This is a genomic window from Campylobacter concisus (genome assembly GCF_003048905.1).
Taxonomy (GTDB): Bacteria; Campylobacterota; Campylobacteria; order Campylobacterales; family Campylobacteraceae; genus Campylobacter_A; species Campylobacter_A concisus_V.
In genome coordinates, this window is the sequence record NZ_PIRO01000003.1 from 91,819 (window position 1) to 109,478 (window position 17,660).

A 17,660-nucleotide genomic window follows, 5' to 3' on the forward strand; every position below is an offset into this window, starting at 1 on the left:
GGAGAAGCGATGTTTTTAGATAAGCTTGGCGTAGATAAAAGTAACTGGAGCGAGCTTTTTAGCGCATGTGTTGGTAAAGCGACATTACTTCAAAAACGTGCATTTAAGCTACTGGTTGAAGGTAGCAACTGGCAGGTTGATTTTGATAGCGGTAAAATTTACTTTGATGAGCGTGAGTTTGATATGCAGTTTATCGGCTCTGAGAGCTTCTCGTCAAATACGTGGCTTTGGGGTTATGAAAATATAAATGGCTTTGATGAGCAGTTACTCGAGCTTGCAAATAAAGCACGGGAATTTGGCAAGAAATTTGGACTTAGTGCATTTAGCACGCCACGATTTGACCTAGATGAAAATTTTAATGGTCACACGATTAGTATGATCCTTTGCACCGCTTTTGATGAGCAAAATTATTATAGGATAGAGTACGAGGGCGGAGCTGCGTATGTGGCTTTTAGATCAGATGTGGTCTTTGAGGAGCCAGTGCTAGCAAATGAGATTTTGAGCGTAGTAAATGAGTGTTTAGGCGCTTACGAGCTAGATCACAAAATCTTTATAAAAGGACTTTTGCTAAGCTGTGATATGAAATTTAGCGAAAGCCCTAATGAAATCGTATCGGATAAATACGAGCTTAGCTTTAAATTTGATGAGCTAAATAGGCTCATAAATATTTCAAGCAAGCTTTAAAATTTAATACTCTTTACAACATCAGCGCCAAGTGCTAGCTTCATATGAAGAGAAAACATCTCGTGGTAAAAGTCGCCATTGTGTCCTGGTATGTCATATGTTTGCGTAAGATCAAATGGCACGATAACTCTTGCTTTTTTATTGTATTCATTGGCTCGTAGTTTAAGATAACTAACACACTGATAAACGCACATATCAGTGCAATCTCCGGTAATAACAAAAGTGTCAATTTGTGGGTTTTGCTCTAAAAATTTCTCAAATTCTTTATTAAATGCGATGCTTAAAGAGTTTTTATAAAATGTCTTGAACTCTTTAAAAAAGCTTAGATTCTCTATCTCTTTTACGGTTTTTATCTCATTTGTATCAAGTATGGCATGTGGCAAAAAGTTCTCAAATTCTTTTGAATCACTGGTGTGTCTATCTTCTATAAGGATAAAATTTCTAAAGCCAAAATCTTTCCACGCTCTATCAAAAAGTGTCGCGATCCCTTTTGATAAGGCGGCCACTCTTTGACTGGCGAGCGCACCACTGCCAGCAAATGCTTCTATCATATCGATACAGATAAATGCAATGTTTTTTGCTCCATCGTTTGAAATTTCTCTTAAATCAAGCGTTTGAAGAGATTTTTTAAAAGCCTCAAGTTCGTTTTGTATGTTCATTCTTTCTCCTTTATTGGTAAATTTATGCAAAATGTTTTTGGATTTAGTGTGATCTCGATACTTCCTTTGTGAGCCTCTATGATCTGCAAACAAAGATGCAGCCCAAGGCCATTTCCTTTTAGCTTGCTACTTTTAAACGGCTCAAAAACTATGGCTTTGTCTTTGATAGGCTCGCCACTATCATAAACGATAAATTTATGCTCACTTGGTGTTTTTTCATAGCTTAAAATGATCTCTCCTTCATCATCATCGCTCTCTTCGATGGCATCAATGGCGTTAAATAAAATATTTTGAAAGACGATGGCTAGTAGATCAAGGTCGCCCATATATTTGCCATCTGGAAATTCTAGACTAAATTTAATATCCTTTGAATAGTCGTAAAAATTTATAGCCTCTTCGCACTCTTTTTTAAGCTGCGAAAAGTCAAAAATTTGTGCATTTATGTTAAGGCCCTTTGTAAAAAGTAGAGTGGCTTTGATTATGCGTTCGACTCGCCATGTAGCTTTTTGTATTTGATTTACGATAGGCTTTGTGCGCTCATCAGCTCTTTTAAGTAGAGTTGAAGCTAAAAGCGAGATGGAGCCTACTGGATTTCTGATCTCGTGGGCTAGGTGAGCTGCTACTTGGCCCATAGAGGCAAGGCGCTCGGTGCGTTTTTCTACTGTTATATTTGTTGCAGAGATTATTAGTTTATTGTCTTTAGAGCTTGTTTTAAAAAGATAAATTTGTCCATCTATATTTATCTCGCCCTCTTTTTTTGGTATCTCTTTAAAAATTTTACCAAGTCTTACTGCTTCCGAGTTTTGTAAAAAAATCTCATCATTTTCATCTAACACCCAGATAGCATTTGGCAAAATTTCTACAATATCTTTAATGAAATTTTGCAAGTTTGCGTAAGATGATGTTAAATTTTTATATTCGTTTTCTATCAAATAAGTCTGCTCTATCAGGCTTTTTAAGCCAGCTTGGATATCGTGTTCGTTCATTTTAAAAGTTCCTCAAAATCGCTAATTTCGTAAAGCCTTAACCTTTCATCCTTTAGATTTCTTAACTCGCTACTAAATCCACTCTTTGAAAAAAGAGCAATAATATCTGGCCTGATATTTAGTTTTTCGCATTTTTTTAATAGCAAATTTAGCACGTTTTTACAAACCTTTCTCTCTTTGTATTTTGCCTCGCCGACTATGATCTTACCGCCTATATTTAATAGCATATCAAGCTCTATATTCCTGCTCCAAAAGCTACTTAAAAATATGCCATTAATCATAAATTTTTTTGCCATGAGTTCACCGCATAAAATTTCAAATCCAAGGCTTGCATATTCGTCAAATTCCTTTTTTATAATGGCTAAAATTTCATCATTTTTGCCAGCTTTTAACAAGCTTAAATTTGGCTCAATAAATCTAAACCAAAACCTTGAAAAATGGCTATTAAAATGTATTTTATCCTCAACTTTATAGCCCCTTTCTTCTTTTTTTAGCATTTGGTTTTTTGATCTTTTTGGAAGTACTTCTCTACTTTTCTCAAGCAGTAAAAAATTCTTTTCAAAAAGCTTTGCATAGACTTTGCTAGCTAGGCTTTGAGGTAAAATTTTATGTACGCTAAATTTTTTTCTATCGCTTCGTGCGAGTTTTATGAGGGCAGATTTTATAGCATCGTTTGTATCGGATTCGAAGTAAAATTTTGGCATCAAGGCTAAGAAGTTATTTAAAATTTCAGCCTCGATTGCTTCAAAAACATCATAATATGAGTGCTTTAAATCAAACTCATCAAAGACGAGATGAAATTTAATAAGTTCATTTATATCAAGGTGTTTCATTAGCTCAAATGTTGATTTTAAAGCTTTTATATCGGCTCCTTTATTTGGGCATTGTAGTATATTTTAGCTAAAGTAATCTATAATGCTAAGCAAAAAACAAGGGTTGTGATTTGGTAAATTTAGAGCATATTAGAGAAAATATAATTTTAAAAAATGGCATTTATTATTTTGACTTTACAGCTTCAGGGCTAGCTTATAAACCTATCGAAGATGAGATAGCAAAAATACTCCAAACATACGCAAATACGCACTCTATCAGCTCATCAAACGCCTATAAAACCGCTCAAATTTATGAAGATTCAAGACGTGAGTTAAAAAGCTTACTAGGACTTGATGAGAGCTTTTATCTTTTTACTTGTGGCAATGGAGCTACCGGCGCGATAAAGAAATTTCAAGAAATTTTAGGAATTTATGCACCGCCAGCGTTAAAAAAAAGATATGCATTAAAGCCAGATGAAAATTCTCCGCTCGTAGTACTTGGCCCTTATGAGCATCATTCAAATGAGATAAGCTTTAGACAAGCACTTTGTGAGGTTGAGCGTATCAGGCTTGATAAAAATGGAGGGATCGACTTTAATCATTTGGAGCAAATTTTAAGGATAAATGTCGGTCGTGAGATCATCGCAACTTTTAGTGTGGCTTCAAACGTGACTGGAATTTTGAGCGACTACCGCAAAATTTATACTCTTATAAAATCTTATGGCGGCATTGTGGCATTTGATGCTGCAAGTTTTAGCGCTTATGGAAATATTGATTGTGACTATTTTGATGCTCTTTTTTTATCTCCTCATAAATTACTTGGTGGAGTAGGAAGTTGTGGGCTTCTTGCTATAAAAAAGATACTTGCAAACTCAGATGAGCCGACATTTGCTGGTGGTGGAACGGTAAGTTATGTTAGCAAAAACTACGCTATATTTGTAAAAGATAGTGAGCAGCTAGAAGAGGCTGGCACTCCGCCTATTTTAGGACTTATAAGGGCAAATTTGGCTTATAGGCTAAGAAATGAGATAGGATTTGAGGCAATATATGAAAACGAGAGTGAGCTTGGAGAGTATTTGGAAAAAAGGCTAGCAGAAATTCCTGAGCTTACCTGCTATCATCCAAATAACATAAAGCGTTTGCCGATATTTTCTTTTAATGTGACTGGTGTTTCACCTTATGAATTAGCCAAAGTTTTAAGCAAAGAATACGGCATTCAAACGCGTGCAGGATGTTCTTGCGCTGGACCATATGGGCATGATTTGCTTCATTTAAAAGAAGATGCACTATTTACCCATAAGCCAGGCTGGGTAAGGGCTGGACTCCACTATACGCATACGCTACAAGACGCTGATTATTTAGTAGATGCATTAAAAAGTAGCATTAAAAAGTATTCAAGTAGTTGGAAAGTCGATGATCCTTTTAGTGTTGATAAAATTTCAGGTTGTATGGGAGATAGATGAAAAATATATTAATTATTGCAGGAAGTGATAGTGTTGGTGGTGCTGGCGTACAGGCTGATATTAAGACATGCGAGGCATTTTCTTGCTACGCAGCGACAGCTATCACGGCTCTTACGGCACAAAATACAAATGGCGTTAGCAATATCTTTGCTACAAATGTTACAAATCTAAATGAGCAGATCAAAATGGTAGATGAAGAGCTGAACATAGATGCCATAAAGGTTGGTATGCTTTTTAATAAAGAGCTTATATCTTGCGTTGGTTCTTGGCTTGAAAAATTTTATAAGCAAGGCATTAAAATAGTAATAGACCCAGTTTGCGTAGCAAAATCAGGCTCAAAGCTTCTTGAGGATGACGCGATAGCAAGCTTAAAAGAGCTTTTTAAATTTGCAGACATTATCACGCCAAATATCGATGAAGCCAAAGTTTTGGAACTTGATAGTAAAAATTTACCTTGCGATATGATCTTAAAGCGAAGCACGGTTGCAGAAATTTGTGAAGATACCCTTTTTAAAAAAAATGGTGACGTGATTAAATTTAAAGAGCCACTAATAAAACCAGAGATCATGCACGGGGCTGGATGTAGCTTTGCAAGTGCGCTGGCCTGCTTGCTGGCAAATGGACACGCCAAAGAAGAGGCCATAAAACTAGCCAAAAAATACATTTTAAATGCTATTAAAAATGCAATTACGACAAAATTTGGCAAACGTCTACTAAATCATAAAGTTGGCATAAGTGATTGAAATTTACGCGATTAGCGACGATGTATTGATGCCTGAAAATTTAGCCTTGCAATATACTAAAGAAATTTTAGAGTGTGGGGTGAAATTTTTTCAATTTCGTTCTAAAAAAATACCCAAAGATGAGAGGCTAGCTGGTGAAATTTTCAACCTATGCGAAAAATTTGGAGCAAGATTTATCGTAAATGATGATATTTTATTTGCTGCTCATATAGGGGCAAAGTCCGTGCATTTGGGAAAAGATGATGCGAGCATAAAAGAGGCGTTTGAAATTTTAGGAGATGATGCTTACGTGGGGGTTAGCTGCTATGATAGCTTGGAGCTTGCCCTTAGGGCAAAACAAAATGGTGCTAGCTATGTGGCTTTTGGAGCGATGTTTAAAAGCCCAACAAAACCAAATGCACCACTTTGTAAGGCCCAAACCATATCACAAGCAAAAGAAATGGGAATGAATGTGTGTGTCATAGGTGGCATAAATTCTAGCAACATTGCAAGTGTCGCTAGAGTAAAGCCAGACATGATCGCGATAATATCTGCTATCTATAAAGATGGCACGATAAATAAAAATATAGAAAATTTACAAAGAAAATTATTGCTTTAAAAGATGCTTATTTTGCAAGCTTTTTTATGAAAATTTTATTATAATCCCTGCTTTAAATAAAAGGAAAACATTGCTAAATATCGATGAAGTAAGAAAAAATATCATTTTAAAAAAAGGCCTTTACTATTTTGACTACACGGCTTCAGGTCTTGCTTATAAGCCCATTGAAGATGAAATTTTAAAATTTTTAAAAACCTATGCAAACACTCACTCAGATAGTAGTTCAAGCGCGGTGCTAACGCAAAAATACTATGAAAATGCAAGGGCTGAGCTAAAAAGCTTATTGGGCCTTGACGATAGTTTTTATCTTATTGCGACTGGTCAAGGAGCGACGGCTGCGATAAAGAAATTTCAGGAGATAGTGGGAATTTATATCTCACCAGCTACAAGAGCCTTGATCGGTGAATCAAATTTAAGAAATTTAAACTTGCCACTAGCGATCATTGGCCCTTATGAGCATCACTCCGTTGAAGTTAGCTTAAGAGAAGGGCTTTGTGATATAAAACGCATAGAGCTTGATGAAAATAATGAGATAGACTATGCGATGCTTGAGAATACATTAAAGCAAAATGCAAAAAGAAAGATAATAGCTAGCTTTAGCGCCGCTTCAAACGTCACTGGCGTTAAAACCGATTATAAAAAAATTTACTCGCTGATTAAAAAATATAATGGTATTTTGGCTCTTGATGTGGCCACTCTTAGTGCTTATGAAAATGTTGATTGCAGATATTTTGATGCACTGTTTCTCTCACCTCACAAACTACTTGGAGGAGTTGGGAGTTGTGGGCTTTTGGCTATCAAAAAAGAGCTTTGTAAAAATTTGCCTACATTTGCAGCTGGAGGTACAGTCAAGTACGTAAGCAGGACATCGCATATTTTTACTAATGAAGTTGAAAATTTAGAAGAGGGTGGCACGCCACCGATAATGCAGCTAATGCGTGCAAATTTAGCCTACAAGCTAAGAAATGAAATCGGACTTAATAATATAAAAGCAGCTGAATGTGAGCTAGGCGAGATGTTTTGTAAAGAACTAGAAAAGATAGATGAGGTGATAAATTATTGTCCTGAAAATTTAGACAGATTGCCTATTTTTGCATTTAATGTAAAAGGCATTTCGCCTTATGATTTTGCTGCGAGCCTAAGTAGCGATTTTGGTATACAAACGCGTGCAGGCTGTGATTGCGCTGGGCCATATGGACATGATTTGCTTAATCTAAAAGATAATACCATTTTTGAAGCAAAACCTGGCTGGGTACGTGTTAGCATTCACTATACGCATACAAAAGAGGATATAAAATATCTTATAAATGCCATAAAATCTTGCATCAAAAAATACAAAGAAGGATAGGGTAAAACTATATGCTTGACATTTGTGGAGAAAATTTTAGAAGTGAATTTTTATAAAGCTATAAGTTCTATCAAATCTAAAAGTTAGCAAATTTTGCAAAATTCCAAAAAGCACCATAAATGTAACAAAGCTGCTTCCGCCGTAACTAAAAAATGGTAGTGGTACGCCCACAACTGGTGCAAAACCGATCGTCATCGAAACATTTACACCCACGTAAACGAAAATAAGTGCAGCAATCCCCGTGGTGGTAACTTGTGTAAAATAGTCGTTTTTTAGACCGTAATTTAAACTTAAAAGATGTGTTATAAGTGCTCCATAAAGCCCAAGCAGAAACAATCCACCATAAAAACCAAAACGCTCGATATTGTAGGCAAAGATGAAATCACTAGTGGCGATTGGCAAAAATTTAAAGTGCGTCTGCGTCGCTTCGTCCTTTGGCTTGCCCTTCAGTCCGCCGCTACCTATGGCGATGATACTTTGTTTGACGTGATAGCTTGGCTCTTCAGCGATGAAATCGTGAATCCTCTTTTTTTGATAGTCATGTAAATTTTCATACAAAACCGGCGCCAAAAAGCCTATCGCAAGGATGATAGTGATCCAAATTTTCTTATTTACACCGATTACAAAAAGGATGGTGTAGCCAACTATCAAAAGTATTAGCGCAGTGCCAAGATCAGGCTCTTTCATGATGAGCACAAATGGCAAAAGTATATAAAAACTAAGTCTTAAAAAATCTTTTACTCCGTATCCATTAGCCTCTGGAGGACGCTGTTTGATGAGATAGGCTAACATCAGCAAAAAGGCTGGCTTCATCAGCTCTGATGGCTGAAGTGTGAAGTGAACGAAGGGAATTTCTAGCCAGCGCCTAGCACCTAGTTTACTAACGCCAAAGAGATCGACGCTTAAAAGTAGCACGATGCAGACCCAGTAAAACATCGGAATGATCCAGTCGATACGCCTAATGGGCAGTAAAAATGCTACGCAAAATGATGCAAAACCTATGCCAAAATACACAAGCTGTTTGTTTGCTAAAATGTCGTTTGCTTCGGAAACTAGGATATATGAAATTATGATAATTGGGATTATTAAAAACGGCTGAATAAAATCAAAATGTGTTAAAATACGCCGATCTAGTTTTATCAAGAAGCAAACCTTAATTTTTGGGCTAGATTATATCACAAACAAGGCTTTGATTTTGGTTAAATTTAATGTTTTAAATAGCTCAAGACTCGACGTGGCAGTAGCACATGAGCTTCAAATTTCACGCAATCAAGCTTTAAATTTGATAAAAGACTCCCTTGTAAGCGTAAATTTAAAACCAATCTCAAAACCAAGCTTTTTGTTAAGTGAAAATGATGAAATTTGCGTAAATTTCGCTCCAAAAAAAGAGGTGCAAAACGAATACGAAGTAAATTTTGATATTCCAATTATCTACGAAGACGACGATCTCATAGTGCTTAATAAACCACCTCAAATCGTCGTTCACCAAGCTCCAAGTGTAAAAGAGGCGACACTTGTTGAATGGCTAAATAAAAAGGGCTTTATGCTCTCAAATTTAAATGGCGATGTAAGAGCTGGCATCGTCCACCGCCTAGATAAAGGTACAAGTGGCGCTATCGTTGTTGCTAAAAACAACTTCGCTCACGCAAAACTAAGCGAGCAGCTAAGCGATAAGAGCATGGGGCGAATTTATCTAGCACTCACCGATCTTCCGTTAAAAGAGGACGTCATCATCGACAAGCCAATTGGCAGAAACCCAAACAATCGCCTAAAAAAAGCGATCGTCGCGGATGCTAAATTTGCAAAAAGTGCCTTTGTAAATTTACTAAGCGAAAATGGCATAAATTTAATAGCAGCGAAACTTTTTACGGGTAGGACTCATCAGATAAGAGTGCACCTATCTAGCATAAACCGCCATATTTTAGGCGATGATTTATACGGATTTAAGAGCCAAGGCGATAAAATAAGCAGGGTTATGCTTCACGCTTATATGCTTTATTTTATCCATCCTAGAACTGGCAAAAGGGTAGAATTTACCGCAAAAACGTATGATGACTTTAACCAAATAATTTACAAAAAAATTCCCAAGGAGATTTTTGATGAAAAAATTTGCCCTACGCATATTGACACCATTTTTAGCAGCTTTCTTAGCTGGATGCGGCTCTAGCGTACCGACTCAGCAAAGTATGTCACTGCCTACGATTACAAGTTTAAAAACTATTTCAGATATGACAGAAGTTGGCTTCGAGTGGAATCCAGTAACCGATGAGAGCGTCGTTGGCTACTATCTTTACCGCTCAAATCCAAATGATGCGAACTCAAAAATGCAACTAGTTGCAAACATAAAAGACCGCTTTGCAACGCACTATGTGGACCGCAATCTAGCTCCAGAGACAACTTACTCGTACCAAATGAGAACTTACTCAAGTAATGCCATCTCTCAACCGGGCACGATCGCAACAGCAACTACAAAGCCACTGCTTGACTCAGTACCGTTTTCGCAAGCTATTACAGGGCTTCCAGGACGTGTAAAAGTGATCTGGAGACCACATCCTGATAGCACCGTAGCAAGCTATATCATTCAAAGAAGTGATGCCGGAGTTAATAAATTTAGCCAAATCGCAGAGGTAAATGGCAGACTAAATGCTGAATATATCGATACTGAGGTAAAACCTGGTAAGTCTTATGAGTATAGAATTTTAGTTAAAACTTCTTCAGGCGTTGTTTCAAAACCAAGCCAAAACATAAGTGCAACGACAAAGGAGTTACCCTAAATCGGTAACAAATCTTCAAGCAACCAAAAATGCACCAAAAAAGATAATTTTAACTTGGGATTACGCACCAGCTGAGGATTTTGCTTATTTTAAGGTTTATAGAACGACAAGTAAAATTTTACCTTACACATACCTAGCAAAAACGACTAGCAACACCTATGAAGATCTCATAAACACAAATGCGGCAACAAGGTATTACAGAGTCACAGCAGTCGATAAAGACGGCCTTGAGAGCTTAAAACAAGAAGAGCCAATCGTGGGGATAACACTTGGTGCGCCAAAGACTCCAAATATTAGTGCTAGCTACGATGGTAGCGGAGTAAATGTAAATTGGAGTGTAGTTGATAGAGCCAGTTCGTACACGGTTTATAGAAGTGGTGCAAGTGAGAAAATTTTTAGTGGCATAGATGGTACTGGACTTAGAGATGATAGCGTGCAAAAAGGAGCTAGCTATTCTTACAGCGTCGTAGCTATCGATGAGTACGGCATCGCCTCTGATAAGTCATCAAAAGCAGAAGTTAGCATAAAATAATGCCAAATTTCATAGCTTCGTCCTTAAAAGAGCTCTCGTTTCCATTTGGTAATGACAAAGTCAAATTTCTTTGGCAAGCAAATGGACGAAACGAGAGGCTCATATACACAAAAAATGAAGAAGAGAGTTTTTTCCTAGTCGTAAAGTCCGGTAAAAATGGCATCGTCGTAAAGGGAGAAAAGCTTACAAAGCCAGCTAAAGTTGGTCTTTTGCAAGAGGCGCTGGAGCTTTTTAAAGAGCAAAATTGCAATGATGTAATCAGTCAAGCATTTGCCGTAAAAAAGACAAATTTGACTAAAAAAGTGAGTGAAATTTTATGCCTTGAAGAATTTGTGCCAGCATTTTGCGAGTTAAAAGATAAATTTAAAGAGATTTTCATTGAGATCGGCTTTGGTTCTGGCAGGCACTTGCTTTATCAAGCTAAAAACAATCCAAAGGCTTTGGTTATAGGCATAGAAGTCTATAAACCAAGCATCGAGCAAGTAGCAAAGCTAGCTAGGACAAACGCCCTAGAAAACGTGCGGCTAATAAATACCGACGCCAGGCTCTTGCTCTCACTTGTTGGCTCAAATTTGGTTGATAGAGTCTTTTTACACTTTCCAGTGCCGTGGGATAAAGCAGAGCATAGACGCGTGGTCTCATCGGCATTTGCGCTTGAGTGCGAGAGGATACTAAAAGTTGGCGGTAAATTTGAGCTAAGGACTGATAGCAAGGAGTATTGCGATTTTAGCTTGAGTAAATTTTTAGAGCCAGCAAACTCAAAAATAGAAGCTTTTAAAAATAGAAATTTAGAAGTAACTAGTAAGTACGAAGACCGCTGGAGACGTCAAGATAAGGACATTTACGATGTCATTTATACTTGTGAGGTCAAAAGTGGCGAGAGTGTTTTAGCTGGAGATTTTGACTTTAAAGAAAAGACAAGCGTAAAAAATATAATTAAAAATTTCAAAAATTTCATCGTCAAAAAAGAGGATTATTTTTTACATTTCGAAGAAATTTATATCATAAATGAAGATGAAATTTTGCTAAAAGTTGCTTTTGGAGCATTTAATAAACCTGAGCAATGTTTTATCAAAATAAGCGATGAAAAAAGCGAATATTTTATAAAAAAACCGATCTTAATTCGTGAGAATTTGGCTGCACACGAGCTTTTGAAGGAGTATTTGGCTGATGCAAGAGATAATTAGTGCAAGAAATTTGAGCCTAGCTTATGAACGCGATGAAATCGTAATTAATAGCGTCAATTTAGATATTTATGCAAATGATTTTGTCTTTATCACAGGCAAGAGCGGAAGTGGAAAAAGCACGCTTTTAAAATCATTTTATGGAGAAATTTCACCTCTTGCTGGAGAGCTAAATGTCTGCATGACACAAATGGATGATATCGATGACAAAAGACTTTGTGAGCTTAGGCAGCGAGTTGGCATTATATTTCAAAATTATCGCTTGATAAATGAATGGAATGTGGAAAGAAACGTCATGCTGCCCCTCATCATCAAAGGCATCAATCAAAATGTGAGCAAAAAGCAAGTGGCTAAACTTTTAAAACATGTAAATATGCTTCATAAAGCTGATAAATACCCTCGTGAGCTAAGCGGTGGCGAGCAGCAAAGAGTGGCGATGGCAAGGGCTCTAGCGCACAATCCAAATTTGCTCTTATGCGACGAGCCAACTGGAAATTTAGACGAATACTCAAGCGACGTCATCTGGTCGCTTTTAAAATCAGCTAGGGAATTTTTAGGCACAAGCGTCGTTGTGGTGACTCATCACATTCCCTCAACGCTTCGTATCCCGTACCGTCACTTCGTCATAGAAAATGGAGGCGTGCATGAGATCGCTTAAAAATCATCTTGGATTCATCCTGCCGCTAATCGCACTTTTGTTTTCCGTGCAGTTTAGTCTAACTGCCGATAAGATTGTGAGAGATTATGAAAGACTCATGGGAAATGACTACAACATCGTCATAGTTTCAAGTAAAGAGCTTAGTGATGCTATTTTAAAGCCTGTGGTTAGCAATCTATCTAGCATCGAGCCACTAAGCCCGCAAAAGATCATCGACCGCCTCTCAAATGATATCTCTGCTAAAAATTTGTCCATACTGCAAAATGCGCTACCTAAATTTTACTCACTAAAACTTAGCGAATTTCCGACACCGCAGTACATGGATGAGTTAAAGCAAAAACTTTTAAAATTTGATGGCATCACAAAGGTCGAGACATTTTCAAAGACTCACGATAAGGTCTTTAAAATACTAAATTTAGCCAAAAGTATATCGTATGCTTTTATGGCGATACTTTGCGTGATAGGACTTATGCTTATGCTAAAGCAGGCTAAAATTTGGCTATTTGAGCATAGAGAGCGCATCGAGATTATGACGCTTTTTGGAGCACCATTTTGGCTAAAATCAGCCATGCTTTACAAATCAGCCATGGTTGATAGCCTAGTTGCTACCGTTGCAGTTGGTGTATTTTTCTTTTTCTTGCCGGGCATTGAAATTTTTAGAGAAAATGCCGCAAGCATTGATGTGATATTGCCTAGTCTTGATCCTTCAAGGGATATTTTTATTTTATTTGGCGTGGCTATGTTTTTAAGTATTTTTGCTGTTAGTTTAGTGATGAGTAAGGCTAGAAAAAGCACGATATGAGAAAAGGAATTTTTATATTTTTGCTAGCTTTTAGTCTAGCTTTTGCGTCAAATACCAAAGAGAAGATCAAAGACTCCAAAAACTCGCTAAGATCGAGTCAAGCGATGAGTGAGCAGCTTAGTAAAAAGCTAGATGATTTGGCTGGCGATATCGTAAATGGCGAGAAAAAACTTCGCGGTATAAGTGGCGATATCACAAATCTAAAAGGTCAAATTTCAGTTCTTGAGACAAATGCTTCAAAGGCACTTATTGAGCTTGATGATCTAACTAAGCAAAACAAAGAGCTAGAACGCACTCAAAAGGAGCTTGAGCAAAACATGATAAGGATCATCGCAGAAGATTTGTCGTTTGATCTTTTGATGTCTGCAACTGAGGGCAAGCAAAGCGAGGAGAGCATCATCTCATCTCAAATTTTAACCAAGCTAAATGCCATCACAAAAGAGGATTTTAAAAGACTTAGCCAGAACTATGAAGATACGATCGAGAAGATAAAAAATAAATCAAACAAAATAAGCGAGATAAACTCAAGCATCAAAAACTATAGACGCAAGCAAAGTGACTTGCAAAATTTAGAGAGTACGCAGAAAAATACTATAAACGGACTAAAACGTGATAAGGAAATTTACAGCAAAAAGCTAGCCAAACTTCAAGCCCAACAAGATGAGCTAAGAAAGACGCTAGAGCAGCTTGCTATCATGCAAAAACAAGAAGATGAAGCAGCACGTGCTGCTAGAGAAAAACAAGAAAAGGCAACCAGTAAGGGTGGCAAAAAAGGTGAAAAAAGCCAGCCAATGGGTGGAGGCTATCAAACAAGCTCAGTTAAAAAATATTCAGGTGCAAAGACAATCGCTCCTCTTGATAGCTACACTGTAAAGCAAAAATTTGGTAACTACGTAGATCCAATATATAACATCAAAATTTTTAACGAGTCAGTCACACTTCGCTCAACCACGCCAGATGTCAAGGTCAAAAGCGTGCTAAATGGTAAAGTAGTCTTTGCAAAAGCAACTCCGATGCTTGAAAATGTAGTCATCATCGAAAACGAAAATGGCATCCACACGATCTACGCTCACCTAAGCCAGATCGCACCGACTGTAAAAGTCGGCTCAGTCGTGCAAAAAGGCTACGTTATAGGCCGAGTTAGAAACGATCTAACCTTTGAAGTAACGCAAAGAAACTACCACATCGATCCACTTGAGATGATCTCAAAATAGCCACTTTGCAAGTGCTATTAACTAAATTTAAAGCCTTTTTGGCTAGAATGCGTGAATTTTAAGGAGCAAGACAATGAGTAAAAGAAAACGCGTATTGGTTAAATTTTCAGGCGAAGCTTTAGCGGGAGAGAATGGTTTTGGCATAGATACGGCGGTGCTTAAATTTATAGCAAATGAGATAAAAGAGCTTGTCGAAAATGGTATCGAGGTTGGCATCGTGATAGGTGGCGGCAATATTATACGTGGTGTGAGTGCTGCAAAAGATGGCATCATCAAACGAACAAGTGGCGATCACATGGGCATGCTAGCAACTGTTATCAACTCAATCGCAATGCGTGAAGCTTTAGAACGAAGTGGGCTAGAGGTAAGAGTGCAAAGTGCAATCAAAATGGAAGCGATCTGTGAGACTTTCATCGTTGGACGTGCGCAGCGCCATTTGGAAAAAGGTAGAGTTGTTATATTTGCCGCAGGTACTGGCAATCCTTTCTTTACAACTGATACAGCAGCCACATTAAGAGCTATTGAAATTGGCTCAGATATGATCATAAAAGCTACAAAGGTTGATGGCGTTTATGATAAAGACCCGAAAAAATTCAAAGATGCAAAACTTTTAAAATCGCTAAACTATGAAAAGGCAATGAGCGATGATATCAAGGTTATGGACGATACTGCCATAGCTTTAGCTAAAGATAACTCACTGCCGATTTTGGTTTGTAATATGTTTAAGGCTGGAAATTTATTAAAAATAATAAATGAAGAAGAAGCAGCCCTATACTCAGTAGTAAAATAAATTTTAAAAAGGATAAATATGAGAACAGAACAAATAACAGCAAGAGCGTTAAAACAAGTTGGTGATGATAGATATAAACTTTCACTTATCGTAGCAAAGCGTGCAGAAGCACTAGCAAATGGAGCAGTAGTGCTTGTAGAAGCCGATACTTCAAAGATGAAATTTGCTGACATTGCGCTACTTGAAGTAGCTGAGGGTAAAATAGGCTTAGAGGCAATAGTTGAAGGAAAATAGTCTTTTTTTAGAGCAGCTAATAGAACAAATTTTACCTTGTAAAAATGTTTCAGAAGCTATAACGCTGCTCTTTTCTCTTTGCGAACGAAGCGAGAAATTAGATAAAGCTATAGATAGCTGTGTCACATCTCATGCTGGTCAATATCGCAAAAGTGGCGAGCCATACGCAATCCATCCTATCTTAGTAGCATCAATAGTGGCAAATATGGGCGGAGATGAGAGTATGGTTATAGCTGCACTACTTCACGATGTAGTTGAAGATACTGAAGTTACACTTAGCGAAGTTCAGGCTGAATTTGGCGATGAAGTGGCAAAGCTGGTTGAAGGGCTTACAAAGATAGTTGCTATAAGAGAAAACAAGCTTGCAAGCTCAAGTAGTAACGAAAAACTAGCAAGCTCGGCACTAACTTTTAGAAAAATGCTTTTAATTTCCATTGAGGATGTTAGAGTTCTTGTGGTTAAGCTTTGTGACAGACTTCATAATATGCTAACCCTTGATGCATTAAAAGTAGAAAAACAAAAACGCATCGCTGAAGAGACGCTTATGGTCTACGCTCCGATCGCTCATAGGCTTGGAATTTCATCTATTAAAAACATACTTGAAGATCTAAGTTTTAAATATGCTATGCCAGAAGAATACGCCAAGATCGATAGCTTTTTAAATAAAAATAAGCAGCAGCTTAGCCTTAAACTAAATGCTTTTTACGAAAAAGTAAATCAAATTTTGCTTGAAAACGGCTTTATTGAGGGCACTTTCGAGATTCAAAAACGTATAAAGCATTACTATTCGATTTATTTAAAAATGCAAAGAAAAGGTATTTCGATTGAAGAGGTGCTTGATTTGCTAGCTATTAGAATTCTTGTGCAAAAGCCGCTTGATTGCTATCTTGCGCTTGGAAATTTGCATATAAATTTTAATCCTCTTATTTCGAGATTTAAGGATTATATTGCGCTTCCAAAGCAAAATGGCTATCAAACGATACATACAACTATTTTTGATAATAAGAGTATTTTTGAGGCACAAGTTCGTACTTACGATATGCACAAAACCGCCGAATACGGTGTCGCAGCTCATTGGAAATACAAAAACGGCGAGGGCAGTTTACTTAATCCAAAACTTGACTGGCTAAACGACATTGGTATGCAAAACAATGAAGCTGAAAGTAATGTCGAAGAGCTTTATGAATATGCAAAAGATAGTCTTTATATAGAAGATATTGCGGTCTATTCGCCAAAAGGTGAGGTTTTTACGCTTCCACGCGGGGCTACTGCACTTGATTATGCTTATGAGATTCACACAGAGATCGGACTTTACGCAAAAGAAGCTTATATAAATCGCGTCAGGATGCCACTTTTAACAGAGCTAAAAAACGGCGATATTGTAAGGATTGTAACTGGCGAAGAGGCAAAATTTCGCTGTTCATGGATAAATAGCGTTCGAACTGGTAAAGCAAGGGCTACGATAAGAACATATTGCAAGCAAAAGATAAAAGATATAAATTATAAAATTGCAGTTGATATTTTAAAGTCAGTTTTTGGCGTTTCTAAAGATAGAATTTTAGACTGGATAGAGCATGAAAATTTAGGCAAAAAAGTTTTTCGTGCTGCAACTGAAAGCGATTTTTTGCAAGAGGTCGTAAATATGCTTAAAAAGTATATAAAAAAAGAGCGTCCTTTTATGATCTCTTTGGGCGATAAATATCAGGTTAAAAAGCAAAAATTTGAAAATATCGTAATCTATTCAAATCATAAAATTTCAAATGTCGAGTTTGACTATTGTTGTAACCCAAAAAGAGGCGATAGTATAGTTGGCTTTAAAAATGGACACAATGTGACAGTGCATCACAAACTTTGTGAGCGTGCTGGAAAGCTTATGGATAAGGGCAATGAGATCATCTTTGTCAAATGGACTAGAAATGCCCCACATAGATATAAAATTTTATTAAATCTTGAGAACCGAAAAGGCGCGTTGGCTGAATTTTTAACATATCTTGCTAGACTAGATGTAAATTTGGCTACAATCTCGCTAAATGAAGCAAATGATCTTAGCGGCGATACATTTGAGATAAGTGTTGAGATAGCTGAAAACATCGATGCAAACGAGCTAAGAGAGAAAATCAAAGATAGATATAAGATTATAGATTTCGTTTCGCAAAGCGATCCATACCATAACTAGGAG

19 protein-coding genes are annotated in these 17,660 nt (G+C 37.2%); 15 read left to right on the forward strand and 4 right to left on the reverse strand.

Annotated elements, in window-relative coordinates; genetic code table 11:
• Nucleotides 1-9: 9 nt before the first annotated feature.
• Nucleotides 10-684, forward strand: coding sequence for a DUF6882 domain-containing protein (locus tag CVS95_RS07585; protein WP_107696159.1), 675 nt, complete (start codon nt 10-12; stop codon nt 682-684).
• On the opposite strand, the gene CVS95_RS07590 is transcribed toward CVS95_RS07585, so the two are convergent.
• From CVS95_RS07590 to CVS95_RS07600, 3 genes are read right to left on the reverse strand one after another with little or no spacing between them, the layout of a single operon-like run.
• A complete protein-coding gene (locus CVS95_RS07590) occupies nt 681-1,343 on the reverse strand; it encodes a cysteine hydrolase family protein (protein WP_107696160.1) in 663 nt (220 codons plus the stop codon). The two genes, CVS95_RS07585 and CVS95_RS07590, sit on opposite strands and share 4 nt — an antisense overlap.
• The gene (locus tag CVS95_RS07595) at nt 1,340-2,329 is read right to left on the reverse strand and encodes a sensor histidine kinase (RefSeq protein WP_107696161.1); all 990 of its coding nucleotides are present in this window, start codon (nt 2,327-2,329) and stop codon (nt 1,340-1,342) included. The genes CVS95_RS07590 and CVS95_RS07595 overlap by 4 nt, the downstream gene beginning before the upstream one ends.
• Nucleotides 2,326-3,162, reverse strand: coding sequence for a DUF234 domain-containing protein (locus CVS95_RS07600; RefSeq protein WP_107696162.1), 837 nt, complete (start codon nt 3,160-3,162; stop codon nt 2,326-2,328). The genes CVS95_RS07595 and CVS95_RS07600 overlap by 4 nt, the downstream gene beginning before the upstream one ends.
• 110 nt (nt 3,163-3,272) lie before the next feature.
• Here CVS95_RS07600 and CVS95_RS07605 point away from each other — a divergent pair, with 110 nt between their 5' ends.
• The 4 genes from CVS95_RS07605 (at nt 3,273) to CVS95_RS07620 (ending at nt 7,293) form a co-directional block, all read left to right on the forward strand.
• Nucleotides 3,273-4,604, forward strand: coding sequence for an aminotransferase class V-fold PLP-dependent enzyme (locus CVS95_RS07605; protein WP_107696163.1), 1,332 nt, complete (start codon nt 3,273-3,275; stop codon nt 4,602-4,604).
• On the forward strand, nt 4,601-5,347 hold the full coding sequence (locus CVS95_RS07610; protein WP_107696164.1) for a hydroxymethylpyrimidine/phosphomethylpyrimidine kinase: 747 nt from the start codon (nt 4,601-4,603) through the stop codon (nt 5,345-5,347). The genes CVS95_RS07605 and CVS95_RS07610 overlap by 4 nt, the downstream gene beginning before the upstream one ends.
• Nucleotides 5,340-5,945 (forward strand): thiamine phosphate synthase, encoded by a 606-nt coding sequence (gene thiE / locus CVS95_RS07615; protein WP_107696165.1) that lies wholly within the window; start codon nt 5,340-5,342, stop codon nt 5,943-5,945. The genes CVS95_RS07610 and thiE overlap by 8 nt, the downstream gene beginning before the upstream one ends.
• Before the next feature lie 70 nt (nt 5,946-6,015).
• On the forward strand, nt 6,016-7,293 hold the full coding sequence (locus tag CVS95_RS07620; protein ID WP_107696166.1) for an aminotransferase class V-fold PLP-dependent enzyme: 1,278 nt from the start codon (nt 6,016-6,018) through the stop codon (nt 7,291-7,293).
• Nucleotides 7,294-7,329: 36 nt separating this feature from the next.
• Here CVS95_RS07620 and CVS95_RS07625 read toward each other — a convergent pair whose 3' ends face one another.
• Nucleotides 7,330-8,436: an FtsW/RodA/SpoVE family cell cycle protein gene (locus tag CVS95_RS07625; protein ID WP_087577608.1), complete on the reverse strand. Its 1,107-nt coding sequence runs from the start codon at nt 8,434-8,436 to the stop codon at nt 7,330-7,332.
• Between the two features lie 52 nt (nt 8,437-8,488).
• Here CVS95_RS07625 and CVS95_RS07630 point away from each other — a divergent pair, with 52 nt between their 5' ends.
• The 10 genes from CVS95_RS07630 (at nt 8,489) to CVS95_RS07675 (ending at nt 17,657) form a co-directional block, all read left to right on the forward strand.
• Entirely contained in the window at nt 8,489-9,460 is a 972-nt protein-coding gene (locus CVS95_RS07630) for an RluA family pseudouridine synthase (protein WP_107696167.1), read from the forward strand.
• The gene (locus CVS95_RS07635; RefSeq protein ID WP_188116498.1) at nt 9,393-10,067 is read left to right on the forward strand and encodes a fibronectin type III domain-containing protein; all 675 of its coding nucleotides are present in this window, start codon (nt 9,393-9,395) and stop codon (nt 10,065-10,067) included. Before CVS95_RS07630 ends, CVS95_RS07635 begins: the two co-directional genes overlap by 68 nt.
• On the forward strand, nt 10,042-10,599 hold the full coding sequence (locus CVS95_RS07640; RefSeq protein WP_234400047.1) for a fibronectin type III domain-containing protein: 558 nt from the start codon (nt 10,042-10,044) through the stop codon (nt 10,597-10,599). Before CVS95_RS07635 ends, CVS95_RS07640 begins: the two co-directional genes overlap by 26 nt.
• Nucleotides 10,599-11,786 (forward strand): tRNA (guanosine(46)-N7)-methyltransferase TrmB, encoded by a 1,188-nt coding sequence (trmB, locus tag CVS95_RS07645; RefSeq protein WP_107696168.1) that lies wholly within the window; start codon nt 10,599-10,601, stop codon nt 11,784-11,786. The genes CVS95_RS07640 and trmB overlap by 1 nt, the downstream gene beginning before the upstream one ends.
• Nucleotides 11,770-12,441 (forward strand): cell division ATP-binding protein FtsE, encoded by a 672-nt coding sequence (locus tag CVS95_RS07650; RefSeq protein WP_021091805.1) that lies wholly within the window; start codon nt 11,770-11,772, stop codon nt 12,439-12,441. The genes trmB and CVS95_RS07650 overlap by 17 nt, the downstream gene beginning before the upstream one ends.
• Nucleotides 12,428-13,243 (forward strand): FtsX-like permease family protein, encoded by an 816-nt coding sequence (locus CVS95_RS07655; protein WP_107696169.1) that lies wholly within the window; start codon nt 12,428-12,430, stop codon nt 13,241-13,243. Before CVS95_RS07650 ends, CVS95_RS07655 begins: the two co-directional genes overlap by 14 nt.
• Nucleotides 13,240-14,457 (forward strand): murein hydrolase activator EnvC family protein, encoded by a 1,218-nt coding sequence (locus CVS95_RS07660; RefSeq protein ID WP_107696170.1) that lies wholly within the window; start codon nt 13,240-13,242, stop codon nt 14,455-14,457. The genes CVS95_RS07655 and CVS95_RS07660 overlap by 4 nt, the downstream gene beginning before the upstream one ends.
• Before the next feature lie 73 nt (nt 14,458-14,530).
• Complete coding sequence (pyrH, locus tag CVS95_RS07665) at nt 14,531-15,247, forward strand: UMP kinase (protein ID WP_054196984.1); 717 nt, start codon at nt 14,531-14,533, stop codon at nt 15,245-15,247.
• Between the two features lie 18 nt (nt 15,248-15,265).
• Nucleotides 15,266-15,481, forward strand: a complete 216-nt coding sequence (locus CVS95_RS07670; protein ID WP_021091717.1) for a DNA-directed RNA polymerase subunit omega — start codon at nt 15,266-15,268, stop codon at nt 15,479-15,481.
• Complete coding sequence (locus tag CVS95_RS07675; RefSeq protein WP_084041542.1) at nt 15,468-17,657, forward strand: RelA/SpoT family protein; 2,190 nt, start codon at nt 15,468-15,470, stop codon at nt 17,655-17,657. Before CVS95_RS07670 ends, CVS95_RS07675 begins: the two co-directional genes overlap by 14 nt.
• Nucleotides 17,658-17,660: the final 3 nt, after the last annotated feature.

Excerpts from the sequence above, each read along its gene's own strand:
- trmB (WP_107696168.1), top strand. The coding sequence starts at position 10,599 with ATGCCAAATTTCATAGCTTCGTCCTTAAAAGAGCTCTCGTTTCCATTT.
- CVS95_RS07650 (WP_021091805.1), top strand. The coding sequence starts at position 11,770 with ATGCAAGAGATAATTAGTGCAAGAAATTTGAGCCTAGCTTATGAACGC.
- CVS95_RS07590 (WP_107696160.1), bottom strand. The coding sequence starts at position 1,343 with ATGAACATACAAAACGAACTTGAGGCTTTTAAAAAATCTCTTCAAACG.
- CVS95_RS07655 (WP_107696169.1), top strand. The coding sequence starts at position 12,428 with ATGAGATCGCTTAAAAATCATCTTGGATTCATCCTGCCGCTAATCGCA.
- CVS95_RS07660 (WP_107696170.1), top strand. The coding sequence starts at position 13,240 with ATGAGAAAAGGAATTTTTATATTTTTGCTAGCTTTTAGTCTAGCTTTT.
- CVS95_RS07670 (WP_021091717.1), top strand. The coding sequence starts at position 15,266 with ATGAGAACAGAACAAATAACAGCAAGAGCGTTAAAACAAGTTGGTGAT.
- CVS95_RS07600 (WP_107696162.1), bottom strand. The coding sequence starts at position 3,162 with ATGAAACACCTTGATATAAATGAACTTATTAAATTTCATCTCGTCTTT.
- CVS95_RS07635 (WP_188116498.1), top strand. The coding sequence starts at position 9,393 with ATGAAAAAATTTGCCCTACGCATATTGACACCATTTTTAGCAGCTTTC.
- CVS95_RS07585 (WP_107696159.1), top strand. The coding sequence starts at position 10 with ATGTTTTTAGATAAGCTTGGCGTAGATAAAAGTAACTGGAGCGAGCTT.
- CVS95_RS07610 (WP_107696164.1), top strand. The coding sequence starts at position 4,601 with ATGAAAAATATATTAATTATTGCAGGAAGTGATAGTGTTGGTGGTGCT.
- pyrH (WP_054196984.1), top strand. The coding sequence starts at position 14,531 with ATGAGTAAAAGAAAACGCGTATTGGTTAAATTTTCAGGCGAAGCTTTA.
- CVS95_RS07595 (WP_107696161.1), bottom strand. The coding sequence starts at position 2,329 with ATGAACGAACACGATATCCAAGCTGGCTTAAAAAGCCTGATAGAGCAG.